Annotated in this window: 13 protein-coding genes and 6 pseudogenes; 8 read left to right on the forward strand and 11 right to left on the reverse strand. The window is 69.0% G+C overall.

From position 1 onward, the window contains the following. Positions 1 to 11: 11 nt before the first annotated feature. From LP418_RS26890 to LP418_RS26935, 10 genes and pseudogenes are all read right to left on the reverse strand, one after another. Positions 12 to 377 carry a metal-sulfur cluster assembly factor gene (locus LP418_RS26890; protein WP_257954361.1) on the reverse strand — a complete coding sequence of 122 codons (366 nt, stop codon included), beginning with the start codon at positions 375 to 377 and terminating at the stop codon, positions 12 to 14. After that, positions 374 to 819, reverse strand: a pseudogene (sufU, locus tag LP418_RS26895) (Fe-S cluster assembly sulfur transfer protein SufU). Before sufU ends, LP418_RS26890 begins: the two are co-directional and overlap by 4 nt. Then, positions 819 to 2,077: pseudogene (locus LP418_RS26900) on the reverse strand (cysteine desulfurase). Before LP418_RS26900 ends, sufU begins: the two co-directional pseudogenes overlap by 1 nt. Before the next feature lie 48 nt (positions 2,078 to 2,125). Continuing rightward, positions 2,126 to 2,894, reverse strand: a pseudogene (sufC, locus tag LP418_RS26905) (Fe-S cluster assembly ATPase SufC). A 144-nt stretch (positions 2,895 to 3,038) separates the two neighbouring features. Next, a pseudogene (locus tag LP418_RS26910) lies at positions 3,039 to 3,227 on the reverse strand (Rieske 2Fe-2S domain-containing protein); the annotation flags it as partial. After that, positions 3,224 to 4,381 carry a Fe-S cluster assembly protein SufD gene (gene sufD, locus LP418_RS26915; protein WP_257954362.1) on the reverse strand — a complete coding sequence of 386 codons (1,158 nt, stop codon included), beginning with the start codon at positions 4,379 to 4,381 and terminating at the stop codon, positions 3,224 to 3,226. The pseudogene LP418_RS26910 and the gene sufD, both read right to left, overlap by 4 nt. Positions 4,382 to 4,457: 76 nt before the next feature. Continuing rightward, on the reverse strand, positions 4,458 to 5,876 hold the full coding sequence (gene sufB, locus LP418_RS26920; RefSeq protein ID WP_257954363.1) for a Fe-S cluster assembly protein SufB: 1,419 nt from the start codon (positions 5,874 to 5,876) through the stop codon (positions 4,458 to 4,460). Beyond that, positions 5,873 to 6,508 carry a helix-turn-helix transcriptional regulator gene (locus LP418_RS26925; RefSeq protein ID WP_257954364.1) on the reverse strand — a complete coding sequence of 212 codons (636 nt, stop codon included), beginning with the start codon at positions 6,506 to 6,508 and terminating at the stop codon, positions 5,873 to 5,875. The genes sufB and LP418_RS26925 overlap by 4 nt, the downstream gene beginning before the upstream one ends. A gap of 130 nt (positions 6,509 to 6,638) precedes the next feature. Beyond that, on the reverse strand, positions 6,639 to 7,466 hold the full coding sequence (locus LP418_RS26930; protein WP_257954365.1) for an ABC transporter permease: 828 nt from the start codon (positions 7,464 to 7,466) through the stop codon (positions 6,639 to 6,641). Beyond that, a complete protein-coding gene (locus LP418_RS26935; RefSeq protein WP_257954366.1) occupies positions 7,463 to 8,440 on the reverse strand; it encodes an ATP-binding cassette domain-containing protein in 978 nt (325 codons plus the stop codon). The genes LP418_RS26930 and LP418_RS26935 overlap by 4 nt, the downstream gene beginning before the upstream one ends. Positions 8,441 to 8,536: 96 nt before the next feature. Here LP418_RS26935 and LP418_RS26940 point away from each other — a divergent pair, with 96 nt between their 5' ends. The 5 genes from LP418_RS26940 to LP418_RS26955 are packed head-to-tail and all read left to right on the forward strand — an operon-like array spanning position 8,537 to position 11,160. Further along, entirely contained in the window at positions 8,537 to 8,788 is a 252-nt protein-coding gene (locus tag LP418_RS26940; protein ID WP_257954367.1) for an ATP-binding cassette domain-containing protein, read from the forward strand. After that, positions 8,788 to 9,471 (forward strand): AAA family ATPase, encoded by a 684-nt coding sequence (locus LP418_RS26945; RefSeq protein WP_257954368.1) that lies wholly within the window; start codon positions 8,788 to 8,790, stop codon positions 9,469 to 9,471. The genes LP418_RS26940 and LP418_RS26945 overlap by 1 nt, the downstream gene beginning before the upstream one ends. Further along, positions 9,468 to 10,049: an ABC transporter permease gene (locus LP418_RS26950; protein WP_336275835.1), complete on the forward strand. Its 582-nt coding sequence runs from the start codon at positions 9,468 to 9,470 to the stop codon at positions 10,047 to 10,049. Before LP418_RS26945 ends, LP418_RS26950 begins: the two co-directional genes overlap by 4 nt. Beyond that, a complete protein-coding gene (locus tag LP418_RS31745; RefSeq protein ID WP_336275836.1) occupies positions 10,049 to 10,252 on the forward strand; it encodes a hypothetical protein in 204 nt (67 codons plus the stop codon). The genes LP418_RS26950 and LP418_RS31745 overlap by 1 nt, the downstream gene beginning before the upstream one ends. A 2-nt stretch (positions 10,253 to 10,254) precedes the next feature. Then, the gene (locus LP418_RS26955) at positions 10,255 to 11,160 is read left to right on the forward strand and encodes a COX15/CtaA family protein (RefSeq protein WP_257954369.1); all 906 of its coding nucleotides are present in this window, start codon (positions 10,255 to 10,257) and stop codon (positions 11,158 to 11,160) included. Here LP418_RS26955 and LP418_RS26960 read toward each other — a convergent pair. After that, positions 11,106 to 12,073 (reverse strand): annotated as a pseudogene (locus LP418_RS26960) (heme o synthase). The gene LP418_RS26955 and the pseudogene LP418_RS26960 sit on opposite strands and share 55 nt — an antisense overlap. Positions 12,074 to 12,252: 179 nt before the next feature. Here LP418_RS26960 and LP418_RS26965 point away from each other — a divergent pair. The 3 genes and pseudogenes from LP418_RS26965 to LP418_RS31750 all read left to right on the forward strand — a co-directional run. After that, positions 12,253 to 13,953, forward strand: a pseudogene (locus LP418_RS26965) (transketolase family protein); the annotation flags it as partial. A 67-nt stretch (positions 13,954 to 14,020) separates the two neighbouring features. Beyond that, positions 14,021 to 14,281 carry a transketolase-like TK C-terminal-containing protein gene (locus LP418_RS34810; protein WP_442940331.1) on the forward strand — a complete coding sequence of 87 codons (261 nt, stop codon included), beginning with the start codon at positions 14,021 to 14,023 and terminating at the stop codon, positions 14,279 to 14,281. After that, positions 14,274 to 14,450, forward strand: coding sequence for a transaldolase family protein (locus LP418_RS31750; protein WP_336275838.1), 177 nt, complete (start codon positions 14,274 to 14,276; stop codon positions 14,448 to 14,450). Before LP418_RS34810 ends, LP418_RS31750 begins: the two co-directional genes overlap by 8 nt. Positions 14,451 to 14,457 lie beyond the last annotated feature (7 nt).

Consider the following 14,457-nt stretch of genomic DNA (forward strand, 5'->3'; position numbering starts at 1 on the left):
GAAGCGCACGCTCAGACGTTGAAGCCGAGGGCGCGCAGCTGCTCGCGGCCGTCGTCGGTGATCTTGTCCGGGCCCCACGGCGGCATCCACACCCAGTTGATGGCGACGTCGTTGACGATGCCCTCGAGCGCGGCGTTGGTCTGGTCCATGATCACGTCGGTCAGCGGGCAGGCCGCCGAGGTGAGCGTCATGTCGAGCACGACGTTGGAGCCCTCGTCGAGGTGCACGTCGTAGACGAGTCCGAGGTCGACGACGTTGATCCCGAGCTCGGGGTCGACGACGTCCTTCATTGCCTCGGTGACGTCGTCAATGGTGACAGTGGAGCCGCCGCCGGTGGCCGCGGGGACGTCGGGCAGGTCGCTGTTGTCGATGGTCATGAGTTCTCCTTCGAGAGGGTCTGGGACGTCGCGTCCTTCCACGCCATCCATGAGAGCAGGGCGCACTTCACGCGCGGGAAACTTGGCCACACCGGCGAACGCGATGCCGTCCTCGAGGACGTCCTCGTCGGGCTCCACCTTGCCCTTGCCCTGCATGAGCTCCGGGGAAGGTCTGGTGGATCGACATCGCCTCGTCGACGGACTTGCCGATCAGCAGGTCGGTCATCACGGAGGTCGAGGCCTGCGAGATCGAGCAGCCCACGGCGTCGTACGACACGTCGGTCACCGTGTCGTCGGAGACGTGGACGCGCAGGGTCACCTCGTCACCGCAGGTCGGGTTGACGTGGTGCACCTCGGCCTCGAACGGGTCGCGCAGTCCGGCATGGTGCGGGTGCTTGTAGTGGTCCGGGATGATTTCTCGGTAGAGCGAATCGAGATCCATCAGCCCACCTTGAAGTACGAACGGGTGTAGTGGAGGCCCTCGATCAGGGCGTCGATCTCCGTGGGCGTCGTGTAGAGGTAGGACGACATCCGGGTCGAGGCCCGGACGCCGAAGCGTGCATGCGCAGGCTTGGCGCAGTGGTGTCCCGCGCGCACCGCGACGCCGCGCGAGTCGAGCACCTGCGCGATGTCGTGCGGGTGCACGCCGTCGAGCTCGAACGAGATCGCTCCCCCGCGCGACGCCGCGTCGAGCGGTCCGAGGACGCGCACACCCGGCACGGAGGCGAGACCCTCGAGGGCGTAGCCGGTGATGGCCTGCTCGTGCGCGTGGATGACGTCCATGCCGATGTGGTCGAGGTAGTCGACCGCGGCACCGAGGCCGATGGCCTCGATGATCGGCGGCGTGCCGGCCTCGAACTTGTGCGGGATCCCGGCGTACGTCGAACGCGCCATCGTCACCGTCTCGATCATCTCGCCGCCACCGTGGAACGGAGGCAGCGCGCCGAGCACCTCACTGCGACCCCAGAGCACGCCGATCCCGGTCGGGCCGACGACCTTGTGGCCGGTGAAGACGAGCAGGTCGGCACCCGAGGCCGTCACGTCGATCGGCAGCTGGGGAGCCGCCTGCGAGGCGTCCACGACCACGATCGCGCCCACCGCGTGCGCACGTGCGGCGATCTCGGCCACCGGGTTGATCGTGCCGAGCATGTTGGACACCCGTGTCAGGGAGACGACCTTGGTGCGCTCGGTGATCAGCTCGTCGATGTTCGACAGATCGAGGCGGCCGTCCTCGGTGAGGCCGAACCAGCGCAGGGTCGCGCCCTTGCGCTCGGTCAGCAGCTGCCACGGCACGATGTTGGAGTGGTGCTCCATCTCGGTGATGACGACCTCGTCGCCCTCACCGATCGCCGTGTCACCGGTCGCCCGGGACAGGGTGTTCGCCACCGTGGTTGAGCGCCTCGGTGGCGTTCTTGGTGAAGATCACCTCGTCGCGGCTGGGCGCCTTGATGAAGGCCGCCACCCGGTCGCGAGCCGCCTCGAACGCCTCAGGTCGACTCCGAGCCCAGCTGGTGCATGGCCCGGGAGATGTTCGCGTTGTGGTGCTCGAGGTGGTCGACCATCGTGTCGATGACGACCTGCGGCTTCTGCGAGGTGTTGGCGCTGTCGAGGTAGACCAGCGGAAAGCCACCCGCGAGCTGGCGCTCGAGGATCGGGAAGTCCTTGCGGATGACTTCCAGCTCGGGAAGTAGTCCTTCCATCACATGCCTACCTTCCTTGGTTTCGACGTCGCTCGCTGCGCTCGCTGCTCAACCGGCGGCGGTGGCGGCCTTGGTGTACTTGTCGTATCCCTCGGCTTCTAGCTGGTCGGCCAGCTCGGGGCCGCCCTCCTCGGCGACGCGTCCGTCGACGAAGACGTGGACGAAGTCGGGCTTGATGTAGCGCAGGATCCGCGTGTAGTGCGTGATCAGCAGGACGCCCTTGTCACCGTCGGCCTTGAACCGGTTGACGCCGTCGGAGACAACCCGGAGCGCGTCGATGTCGAGGCCGGAGTCGGTCTCGTCGAGCACGGCGACCTTCGGGTTCAGCAGCTCGAGCTGCGCGATCTCGTGGCGCTTCTTCTCACCACCGGAGAAGCCCTCGTTGACGTTGCGGGTCGCGAAGGTCGGGTCGAGGTCGAGTGCCTGCAGGGACGTGTTGACGTCCTTGATCCACGTGCGGAGCTTGGGGGCCTCGCCGTCGATCGCGGTCTTCGCCGTACGCAGGAAGTTGGAGACCGAGACGCCGGGCACCTCGACGGGGTACTGCATGGCCGGGGAACAGGCCGGCGCGGGCGCGCTCGTCGACCGTCATCGCCAGCACGTCGGCGCCGTCGAGGGTGACGGTGCCGCCCGTGACGGTGTACTTCGGGTGGCCGGCGATGGAGTAGGCCAGCGTGGACTTGCCGGAGCCGTTGGGGCCCATGATCGCGTGGGTCTCGCCGTCGTTGATCGTCAGCGTGACGCCCTTGAGGATCTCCTTGGGGCCGTCCTCGGTGTCGACGGAAACCTTCAGGTCCTTGATGACAAGCGTGCTCATGAGGGGGTCACTCCATTCAGGGTGGTCTCGACGTCGACATAGACGTCGTTGTCGCGAAGTTCGACTGGGAAGGTGGCGACCGGTTCGGTCGCGGGGGAACGTGGTGGGCTTGCCGGTGCGCAGGTCGAAGGTCGACCCGTGCAGCCAGCACTCGATGGTGCAGTTGGCGACCTCGCCCTCGGAGAGAGCGACAGCGGCGTGCGAGCAGAGGTCCTGCAGCGCGAAGACCTCGTCGCCGTTGCGCGCGACCGCGACGTCGTAGGCGCCGATCGTCACGCCGAGGGCCTCGTCGGTGGGCACCTCGTCGAGGGAGCAGGCGCGGACAAAGGTCATGCGATCGCCTCGGCGTCCTCGCGCAGCACGTTCTTGGCCAGCTCGGCCTCGACGGTCTTCATCAGCTTGTCCTCGATCGACGGCACGCCGATCTTGCGGATCAGGTCGTTGAAGAAGCCGTGCACCACGAGGCGACGCGCTTCCTTGTCGTCGATGCCGCGCGAGCGGAGGTAGAACAGCTGCTCGTCGTCGAAGCGGGCCGTGGCCGACGCGTGACCGGCGCCGGCGATCTCGCCGGTCTCGATCTCGAGGTTGGGCACGGAGTCGGCGTGGCAACCGTCACTGAGCACGAGGTTGCGGTTCTCCTCGTAGGTCTCGATGCCCTCGGCGACCTTGCGGATCAGCACGTTGCCGACCCAGACCGTGTGCGCACCCCGGCCCTGCAGCGCGCCCTTGTAGAGCACGTTGCTCTTGGTGCGCGGAGCGGTGTGGTCGGCGAAGAGGCGGTGCTCGATGTGCTGGCCCTCGTCGGCGAAGTAGAGACCGAGCAGCTCCGCGGAGCCGCCGGGTCCGTCGTAGGTCACGTTGCAGTCCATCCGGACCACGTCGCCACCGAAGGTCACCGCCACGTGCTTGTACGCCGCATCGCGACCGACGAGCGCCCGGTGGTGCGCGAGGTGGACGGCGTCGCCGGCCCAGTCCTGCAGCGACACGACCGTGACGTCGGCGCCGTCACCCACGACGACCTCGACGACCGCGGCGACCGCGGCGGAGCCGGTGTGGTTGAGGACGACGACCGCACGACTGTGCGCGCCGAAGCGCAACGTCATGTGAGCGCCCATGGTGGCCTCGAGGTCATTGCCCTCGATCTCCGGGAAGACCGGCTCGGCCATCTCGTGGTCGGCCGGCACGTCGATCAGGATGCTGGCCGGGACCTCGGCCGGGACGCGAGCCGCGAAGCGGGCGTTGGGCGCCCACTTGGACACGCCTCGGACCGACGCCGCCTCGTCACCGGTGACGACGCGGATGTCCACGCCCTCGTGCTCGGTCCACGTCGCCGTACAGGAACGCGCGGTCAGCGAGGCGTTGCCGTGCAGGTCGCGCAGGCGCTTGAGCGGGGTGAATCGCCAGATCTCCTCGCGCCCGGTCGGGACGATGTGATCGGCGACGTCGAAGGACCCCTGCGGGTGCAGGTGGCTATCGACCTTGTCCACCTCGAGGGCAGACCGGACAGATTCCGTGACAGTCACAAATTCTCTTTCTACGAATGAACGGGTGGGGCGGTGGCGATCAGCCGACCGCGCCCTCCATCTGCAGCTCGATCAGGCGGTTGAGCTCGAGGGCGTACTCCATCGGGAGCTCCTTGGCGATCGGCTCCACGAAACCGCGGACGATCATCGCCATCGCCTCGTCCTGCTCCATGCCTCGCGACATGAGGTAGAAGAGCTGGTCGTCGGAGACCTTCGAGACGCTCGCCTCGTGGCCCATCGACACGTCGTCCTCACGGATGTCGACGTAGGGGTAGGTGTCCGAGCGCGAGATCTGGTCGACCGGGAGCGCGTCGCACAGCACGTTGGACTTCGAGCCGTAGGCACCCTCGTTGACTCGGATCAGGCCGCGGTAGGACGTGCGGCCACCGCCACGGGCCACCGACTTCGACAAGATGCTCGAGGAGGTGTGCGGGGCGGCGTGCACCATCTTGGCGCCGGCGTCCCGGTGCTGGCCCTCGCCCGCGAATGCGATGGAGAGCGTCTCGCCCTTGGCGTGCTCGCCCATCAGGTAGATCGCGGGGTACTTCATCGTCACCTTGGAGCCGATGTTGCCGTCGACCCACTCCATGGTGGCGCCGGCCTCGCAGACGGCGCGCTTGGTGACGAGGTTGTAGACGTTGTTCGACCAGTTCTGGATGGTGGTGTAGCGGCAGCGACCACCCTTCTTCACGATGATCTCCACGACGGCCGAGTGCAGCGAGTCCGAGCTGTAGATCGGCGCGGTGCAGCCCTCGACGTAGTGCACGTAGGCGTCCTCGTCGACGATGATCAGCGTGCGCTCGAACTGGCCCATGTTCTCGGTGTTGATCCGGAAGTAGGCCTGCAGCGGGATGTCGACGTGGACACCCTTCGGCACGTAGATGAACGAGCCGCCCGACCACACCGAGGTGTTGAGCGCGGCGAACTTGTTGTCACCGACGGGGATGACGGTGCCGAAGTACTCCCGGAACAGCTCCGGCTGCTCGCGCAGGGCGGTGTCGGTGTCGAGGAAGAGCACGCCCCGGGCCTCGAGGTCCTCGCGGATCGAGTGGTAGACGACCTCGGACTCGTACTGCGCCGCCACGCCGGACACGAGGCGCTGCTTCTCCGCCTCGGGGATGCCGAGCTTGTCGTAGGTGTTCTTGATGTCCTCGGGCAGGTCGTCCCACGAGGTCGCCTGCTTCTCGCTGGAGCGGACGAAGTACTTGATGTTGTCGAAGTCGATCGTCGACAGGTCGGAGCCCCGTGTCGGCATCGGCTTGCGGTGGAAGAGCTTGAGGCCCTTCAGGCGCAGGTCGAGCATCCACTGCGGCTCGGACTTGAGCGCGGAGATGTTGCGGACGACGTCCTCGCTGAGACCCCGCTGGGCGTTGGCGCCGACGTCGTTCTTGTCGGACCAGCCGAACTCGTAGCGGCCGATGCCTTCGAGGGACGGGTTCAGTTCTTCGATGGAGGTCATGCCTTCTCCTTCTGGGTGGATGACGACGTGTTCGACGTCGGGATGCAGGTCGTGCAGACGCCGTCGCCGTGGGCGATGGTCGCGAGTCGCTGGACGTGGGTGCCGAGCACGCGGCCGATGGCCTCGGTCTCGGCCTCGCACAGCTGCGGGAACTCATGGGCCACGTGCGAGACGGGGCAGTGCTGCTGGCAGAGCTGGTCGCCGATGGGCAGGGTGCGCACGCTGGCGGCATAGCCCTCGGCGCTGAAGACCTTCGCGAGCGCCTCCGCCGGGCTCAGGGTCGGGTCCTCGGCCGTGACGGCGGCGTAGTCGCGCTCCACGAAGGCAACCCGGCGGCGGGCGAACTCCATCACGGCGTCGTCGCCGCCGGTCTCGGCCACAAACCGCAGGGCTTGTACGGCGAGGTCGTCGTACTGCTGGTCGAAGGCGTCACGCCCAGCGTCCGTGAGGGCGAAGACCTTCGCCGGCCGACCGCGACCGCGGTTGCCGTAGACCTTCTGGTCGCGGGCCTCCACCGTGCCGTCCTCGGTCAGGTGGTCGAGATGACGACGCACGGCGGCCGCCGTCAGGTCCAGCCCGGCGGCCGGGTCTGCGGCGGTCGAGGGACCGTTCTCGAGGATCGACTCGGCCACCCGGTCACGGGTGGGAGCGTCCCCGTCGGGGGTCCCCCGCGCGCGTAGAAGTCGGCCTCATGATTTGCACAACGTAAGTGTGACGTTAATGCTTCCGCCTCTTCAAGCAAGGCTCCCCTAAGTTGGTCAGTCAGCGGTGCGCTTGCGGAAGGTCCGGATGGCCAGCGGTGCCGGGGGTGGCGGTCAGCACCACGATCCAGCCGATGGTGAACGGGATCGGGTGGTGCATCGGGAAGGCCGCACCCTCGGCGAGCTGGTAGTCGTTGCCCCAGAGCACGCGCACGGCCCGGGTGAGCGACGAGATCGGGTTCCACTCGGCGATGAAGCGCAGCCGGGGAGGGCATGCCATCGGTCGGCGCAAACGTGTTGGCCAGGGAAGGTGATCAGGGAACATCGTGGCGAACATCACACCGTTGACGGCCTCCACCGAGCGCATCGCCGAGCCGACCAGGATGCCGACCCAGATCATCGCGAACGCCCAGCCGACGAGCAGCGCATAGCCGAGGAGCGCCTCGAAGATGTTGGTATGGATCCGCCAGCCGATCGCCAGCCCGGTCAGCGACATCACCACCAGCCCGATCGAGGAGTGCGCGACGCTGGAGAACGAGCGACCCACCAGCACGGCGGCCGGGTTGATCGGCAGCGACCGCATGCGGTCGACGATGCCCTTCTCCGGGTCGGCCGTGAGCCCCACCGCGACGATGAAGGACGAGAAGGCGACGGTCTGGGCCATGATTCCCGGCAGCAGGAAGGCCTTGTAGCCACCGTCGATCGGGACGTCGATCGAGCTGCCGAAGACATAGGCGAAGAGCAGCACGAACATCACCGGCTGGATGGTGACGTCCATCAGCATCTCGGGCATCCGCTTGATGTGGATGAAATTTCGCCGGGCGATCGACAGCGACTGGCCGAGCAGTCCGGTCTCGCGGATCTGCGGGCGTTCCAGCGTCGTCGTCATGAGACCAGTTCCTCGTCTGCTTCGGTGGTGGTGTCCTCGGCGCGGTGGCCGGTCAGGTGCAGGAAGACGTCGTCGAGACTGGGTCGCTTGAGCCCGATGTCGTCGAGCACGATCCCGCTCTCGTCGAAGAGGCCCGCGACCCGGGTCATGTGCCCCAGCCCCTCGGCCGGTGCCGTGAGCTGCCGCGCGCCCGCGTCCACGTGGACCTCGCGGACGTGGGGGCGGATCAGCGCCTCGGCACGCTCGAGGTCGTGGCCGTGCGAGACGGTGACCACCAGGGCAGCTGCGCCGGACTGGTCCTTGAGCTGCAGCGGCGTGCCCTCGGCGATCACCGTGCCCCGGTCGATGACCACGATGTTGTCGGCCAGCTGGTCGGCCTCCTCGAGGTATTGCGTCGTCAGCAGCAGGGTCGTGCCGTCCTTGACCAGCTCGCGCAGCACCTCCCAGAGCTCGACGCGCGAGCGCGGGTCGAGGCCGGTGGTCGGCTCGTCGAGGAACAGCACCGGTGGCGTGGCGATCAGGCTGACCGCGAGGTCGAGCCGACGCCGCATGCCGCCGGAGTAGGTCTTGGCGATCCGGTCGCCGGCGTCGGTCAGCGAGAACCGTTCGAGCAGGTCGTCGCTGGCGCGCTTGATGTAGCCGTTGTCGAGGCCGTAGAGCTGGCCGATCAGGCGGAGGTTCTCGCGCCCGGTCAGCAGCTCGTCGACGGTGGCCGCCTGACCTGTCAGGCCCATGCTGCGGCGTACGGCGCCGGGATCCGTCAGCACGTCGTGGCCCGCGACCCGGGCGGTGCCGGAGGTCGGCGCGGTCAGGGTGGTCATCATCCGCACGGTGGTGGTCTTGCCGGCGCCGTTGGGGCCCAGCAGGCCGAGGACGGAGCCCTCGGGGACGACGAACGAGACACCGTCGACGGCCACCGTCTCGCCGAAGTGCTTGACGAGGTTTTCGGCCTCGATCGCGTGGGGAGAAGTCATGGGTTCGACAGTAGAGGGGACCACCGACGTCCCCAACCGACTTAAGTCTCGACCCGTCCCGGGACCGCGCGCAACCGGGCTCCTAGACTCACGGCCGTGCCCGCCGAGAGTCCAGCCGTCGACATCGACGGCCTCGTGATGGCGTACGGCGACAAGCGGGCCGTCGACGGGTTGTCGATGCAGGTCGCGCGCGGGTCGATCACGGCGGTCCTCGGGCCCAACGGTGCCGGCAAGACCACGACCCTCGAGACGTGCGAGGGCTATCGCCGCCCGCAGGCCGGCACGGTGCGCGTGCTGGGACTCGACCCGCAGCGCCAGCGCCGCGAGCTGCTCCCCGCATCGGCGTGATGCTCCGGGCCGGCGGCGCGTGGAGCGGTGTGCGGGCGATGGAGATGCTCGACCACGTCGCCTCGCTGCACGCCCACCCGCTCGACACCACCATGTTGCACGACCGGCTCGGCCTCGCAGACTGCGGCCGCACGCCCTACCGCCGGCTCTCCGGCGGCCAGCAGCAGCGCCTCGGCCCGGCGATGGCGCTGGTCGGGCGTCCCGAGCTCGTGTTCGTCGACGAGCCGACGGCCGGCATGGACCCGCAGGCCCGGCGCACGACCCGGGAGCTGCTCGAGGAGATCAGGACCGATGGCGTCACCGTCGTGCTGACCACCCATCACATGGACGAGGCCGAGCACCTCGCCGACCAGATCCACATCATCGACCACGGCCGCCTCATCGCCTCCGGTTCGCCCACCGAGCTCACCAGCGGCGGCCACTCGGCGACCATCCGGCTGGTCGTGATCCGCCCCTTCCCCGACGGCGCGCCCGAGTCGCTGGGTGCCCAGCTCGGCCCCGAGACCGGGGTTACGCAGATCGACGCCCGCAGCATGCTGATCACCGGTCCGGCCGACGGCAGCACCTTGCGGATCGTGTCCCAGTGGTGCGAGAGCCACGACGTCGTCCCGGAGTCGCTGGCGCTCGGGCGGCAGACGCTCGAGGACGTGTTCCCGGGCCTCACGGGGCGGGAACTGGCATGACGAGCACCTTCTCCCCCGCACCCGGCGCCGCTCCGCTGACCGGGCAGGTCGCCGCGCAGGCCCGCATGGAGGCGCGGCTGATGCTGCGCAACGGCGAGCAGCTGTTGCTGGCCATCGTGATCCCGGTGATCGTCCTCGTCGGCGGCGTCCTCGGCGCGGAGAGGCTGGGTCTCGACCTCGACGGACACCGGCCCGTCGACGTACTCGCTCCGGGTGTCCCGGCCCTCGCCGTCATGTCGACCGCCTTCACCTCCATCGCGATCGCCACCGGCTTCGAGCGCCGCTACGGCGTGATAAAGCGCCTCGGCGCCTCTCCCCTGCCGCGCTCGGGCCTGCTGATCGGCAAGGTGCTGGCGCTGCTCAACGTCGTCGCGCTGCAACTGGTCGTCCCGGTGGTCGTGGGCCTGCTCCTCGGCTGGAAGCCCTCGCTCGACAACCCACCGCTGTCCGTCGCCGCCACCGCCCCGGCCGTCGCCGCCGGCACTCGGGCTTTCGCCTCCCTCGGCCTGTTCGTCGCCGGCGTGCTGCGCGCCGAGGCGACGCTCGCGCTCTCGCCAACCTCGTCTACCTCCTGCTGATGGCGGGCGGTGGCGTGGTCCTGCCCACCTCGTCGTGCGGCGCCGCGTCGGCCGTCATCGGGTTCCTGCCGTCCGCAGCGCTGGGCGACGCCATGCGGGCCGCGCTCGTCGACGCGCCTCTCGACGGCACCGCCCTCGTCATCCCGGTGGTGTGGGGAGTCCTCGGGACGTTCCTCACCGCCCGCACCTTCAAATGGGAATAGAGATGCGTCAACTTCATCGCTTTGCACGGCCGCTGGCCGTCGCCAACCTGATCGCCAACATCGGGATCGTCGTCACCGGTGGTGCCGTGCGGTTGACCGACTCCGGGCTCGGCTGCCCGACCTGGCCGCGGTGCACGGAGGAGTCCTACGTGCCGCACGGCGCGCTGGGCATCCATGGTGCGATCGAGTTCGGCAACCGGATGCTGACGTGGGTGCTGGTCGCGGTCGCGATTGCCTCGTTCTCGGCCCTGTGGCGCAGTGACCGTGCCCGGGCAACGCGCCCGGCGGCGATCATCGCGGTCGGCGTACCCGCCCGGGGTGTCGTCGGCGGCATCACCGTGCTGACCGACCTCAACCCGTGGATCGTCTCCCTGCACCTGCTGCTGTCGATGGCGATGATCGGCGTCTGCGTGCTGCTGCTCGACGAGCTGCGCGGTCCCGGCCGCGAGGCCAGCACCGAGCTGCGACCGCTGGCGTGGCTCGTCTTCGGCACCGCCCGGGTCGTGCTCTACCTCGGCACGGTCGTCACGGGCAGCGGTCCGCACTCCGGCGACCTCGAGTCGCGGCGAACGGGCCCGGACCCGCAGGTGATGTCGCACGTGCACGCGGCCGCGGTCTACGCGCTGCTGGCCTTCACCTTCGGGCTGGTCCCGGTCGCGCAGCGGCAGGGCGCAACCCCCGGTACGCAACGCCGCCGGCGCGCTGCTCGTCCTCGAGCTCGCCCGGGGTCTGCTCGGCTTCGTGCAGTACTTCACCGACCTGCCCGAGATCCCGGTGGCCCTCCACATGCTGGGGGCGGCGCTGATCTCGGCGACGGTGACGTGGACGGTGCTGACGACGCAGGCGCGAAGGGTCAGCTGAACAGCAGCGGGTCCAGCGCGACCGCCACGAAGAGCAGCGAGAGATAGAGGTTGGACATGTGGAAGAGCCGCATGGGGTTGATCACGCTGAGCTCGTCGGAGATCTTGGCGCGCGCCACATGCGGTGCGCCTCCACCAGGAAGACCACGCCCAGCACGGCAGCCGCGACCGGGTAGAACAGGCTGGTGTCGGCGATCGGCCACAGCAACAGTGACGTCGCCACCATGACGTAGGTGTAGAGCACGATCTGGCGCCCGACCTCCGCGGCCGGTCGGACGACCGGCAGCATCGGGACGTCGACGTTGGCGTAGTCCTCGCGGTAGCGCAGCGCGAGCGCCCGGGTGTGCGGCGGCGTCCAGAAGAAGACGACCGGGAACAGGATCACCGGTGTCCGGGCCAGCTCGCCGGTCACCGCGGTCCAGCCGATGAGCGCCGGGAAGCAGCCCGCGAGCCCGCCCCAGACGATGTTCTGGGTGGTGCGCCGCTTGAGGATCATCGTGTAGACGAAGACGTAGAACGCGTTGGCGAGCACGGACAGCCCGGCACTGAGCAGGTTGACCCAGAGCGCCAGCACGACGGTCGACAGCACCATCAGCACGGTCGCGAAGACCAGCGCCGAGCGCGCGGTCACGATGTGTCGCGGCAGCGCACGACGACGCGTGCGACGCATCTGCTCGTCGATGTCGCGGTCGTAGACGCAGTTGTACGCCGATGCGGAGCCGGCCGACAGGGCACCGCCGAACACGGTCGCGGCCACGAGGCCGAGCGCCGGGATCCCGCGCTCTGCGAAGAACATCACCGGCACGGTCGTCAGGAGCAGCAGCTCGATGACGCGCGGCTTGGTGAGTCCGACGTACGCCGCGACAACATCCTTGAACGAGGTCTGGGCTCCGGCGTCGGTCGCCTCATCGTGGCCCTCGGAGGGGACAGCAGCCGAGGCCGATTGGCCGACGTGGGACAAGGTGGAGACCTCAAGACAAAGGGGATCAGTGCGGGGTCGAGTCTAGCCCTCGCACTGAGTAGGCTCGGCGTTGCCCGTCGACGTATCGAATGACAAGGATCACCGTGACCTCCTCCCTGCCCGAGCTGGACTGGACCGAAATCGACGACAGGGCCGTGGACACGGCTCGGGTGCTGGCGATGGACGCCGTTCAGAAGGTCGGCAACGGGCACCCGGGCACGGCCATGAGCCTCGCCCCGGCGGCCTACCTGCTGTTCCAGAAGGTGATGCGCCACAACCCCGCCGACACGCACTGGCTGGGCCGTGACCGCTTCGTCCTGTCCTGCGGTCACTCGAGCATCACGCTCTACAACCAGCTCTTCCTCGGCGGCTTCGGCCTCGAGCTCGACGACCTCAAGGCGCTGCGCACCGGGGCTCCAAGACCCCCGGCCACCCCGAGGTCCACCACACCGACGGGGTCGAGACGACCACCGGCCCGCTCGGCCGGGGGCGTCGCCAACGCGGTCGGTATGGCGATGGCCGTCCGCCGCGAGCGCGGGATGCTCGACGCCGACACCCCGGCCGACGAGTCGCCGTTCTCCCGCAAGGTCTACGCGATCTGCTCCGACGGCGACATCGAGGAGGGCGTCTCCGGTGAGGCCTCGTCGCTGGCCGGCACCCAGATGCTCGGCAACCTCACCCTGATCTACGACCGCAACCGCATCTCGATCGAGGGCCACACCGAGATCGCCCTGAGCGAGGACGTCGCCAAGCGCTACGAGGCCTACGGCTGGCACGTCCGGGTCGTCGACTGGACCAACGGCGGCACGGAGTACGTCGAGGACGTCCCCGCCCTCTACGCCGCGATCAAGGCCGCCGACGCGGTCACCGACCAGCCCAGCATGATCGTGCTCGACACGATCATCGCGTGGCCGGCCCCCAACGCGCAGAACACCGAGGCTGCCCACGGCAGCGCGCTCGGCGACGAGGAGGTCGCGGCCACCAAGGCGGTGCTCGGCTTCGACCCCGACCAGACCTTCGAGGTGCCCGACGACGTGCTGGCCCACACCCGCGGCCTGCTCGAGCGCGGTGCCGCCCTCCAGACCGAGTGGGACGAGCGCCTCGCTGCCCGGGCGTCGGCGCACCCGGAGCAGGCTGCCCTGCTCGAGCGGGTCAAGGACCGCACCCTGCCCGACGGCCTGACTGAGGCCCTGCCGACCTTCCCGGCCGACGCGAAGGGCGTCGCCACCCGCTCCGCCAGCGGCAAGGTGATCAACGCGATCGCCCCGCTGATGCCCGAGCTGTGGGGCGGCTCGGCCGACCCGGCCGGGTCCAACAACACCACCATCAACGACGTCCCGTCGTTCCTGCCCGACTCGCGTTCAACCGGCGAGTGGAAGGCCGACCCGCTGGCCGGCCGGGTGCTGCACTTCGGCATCCGCGAGCACGCGATGGGCGCGATCATGAACGGCATCACGCTCGGCGGCCTGACCCGGGTGTTCGGTGGCACCTTCCTCCAGTTCGCCGACTACATGCGTCCGTCCGTGCGCCTCGCGGCCCTGATGGGGATCCCGACCATCTATGTCTGGACCCACGACTCCGTGGGCCTCGGCGAGGACGGCCCGACCCACCAGCCGATCGAGCACCTCGCCGCCCTCCGCGCCATCCCGGGCCTCGACGTCGTCCGACCGGCCGATGCCAACGAGACGACCGTCGCCCGGCAGACGGTGCTCGAGAACATCGACCGGCCCGCCGGCCTGTGCCTCTCGCGCCAGAACGTGCCCGTCTTCCCGCGCGGCACTGACGGGTTCACCGATGCCTCGGGCGTCGCGAAGGGCGGCTACGTCCTGCTCGACACCGACGGCACCCCCGACGTGGTCCTGATCGGCACCGGGTCCGAGGTCCAGCTCGCCGTCCGGGCGCGCGACCTGCTCGCCGCCGACGGCGTCAAGGCGCGTCGTCGTCTCGATGCCGTGCGTCGAGTGGTTCAACGCCCGGGACCGGGCCTACCGCGACTCGGTCCTCCCGCCCGCGGTGAAGGCGCGCGTCTCCGTCGAGGCCGGCATCGCGCTCGGCTGGCGCGAGATCGTCGGCGACCGGGGCCGGATCATCTCGATCGAGACCTACGGCGCCTCCGCCGACTTCGCCACCATCCTGAAGGAATACGGCGTGACGGCCGATGCCGTCGCCGCTGCCGCACGCGAGAGCATGGGAGCAAGCAATGTCTGACCGCCTGACCGCACTGTCCGAAGCCGGAGTCTCCATCTGGCTCGACGACCTGTCGCGCGAGCGCATCGAGACCGGCAACCCGGCCGACCTCGTCAGCTCGTCCTCGGTCGTCGGTGTCACCACCAACCCGTCGATCTTCGCCGCCGCCCTGAAGGACGGCGAGCGCTGACGCCGAG

Source organism: Nocardioides sp. B-3 (assembly GCF_024703895.1).
Taxonomy (GTDB): Bacteria; Actinomycetota; Actinomycetes; order Propionibacteriales; family Nocardioidaceae; genus Nocardioides.

Excerpts from the sequence above, each read along its gene's own strand:
- LP418_RS26890 (WP_257954361.1), bottom strand. The coding sequence starts at position 377 with ATGACCATCGACAACAGCGACCTGCCCGACGTCCCCGCGGCCACCGGC.
- sufB (WP_257954363.1), bottom strand. The coding sequence starts at position 5,876 with ATGACCTCCATCGAAGAACTGAACCCGTCCCTCGAAGGCATCGGCCGC.
- LP418_RS26930 (WP_257954365.1), bottom strand. The coding sequence starts at position 7,466 with ATGACGACGACGCTGGAACGCCCGCAGATCCGCGAGACCGGACTGCTC.
- LP418_RS26935 (WP_257954366.1), bottom strand. The coding sequence starts at position 8,440 with ATGACTTCTCCCCACGCGATCGAGGCCGAAAACCTCGTCAAGCACTTC.
- LP418_RS26945 (WP_257954368.1), top strand. The coding sequence starts at position 8,788 with ATGCTCCGGGCCGGCGGCGCGTGGAGCGGTGTGCGGGCGATGGAGATG.
- LP418_RS26950 (WP_336275835.1), top strand. The coding sequence starts at position 9,468 with ATGACGAGCACCTTCTCCCCCGCACCCGGCGCCGCTCCGCTGACCGGG.
- LP418_RS31745 (WP_336275836.1), top strand. The coding sequence starts at position 10,049 with ATGGCGGGCGGTGGCGTGGTCCTGCCCACCTCGTCGTGCGGCGCCGCG.
- LP418_RS26955 (WP_257954369.1), top strand. The coding sequence starts at position 10,255 with ATGCGTCAACTTCATCGCTTTGCACGGCCGCTGGCCGTCGCCAACCTG.
- LP418_RS34810 (WP_442940331.1), top strand. The coding sequence starts at position 14,021 with ATGCCGTGCGTCGAGTGGTTCAACGCCCGGGACCGGGCCTACCGCGAC.
- LP418_RS31750 (WP_336275838.1), top strand. The coding sequence starts at position 14,274 with ATGTCTGACCGCCTGACCGCACTGTCCGAAGCCGGAGTCTCCATCTGG.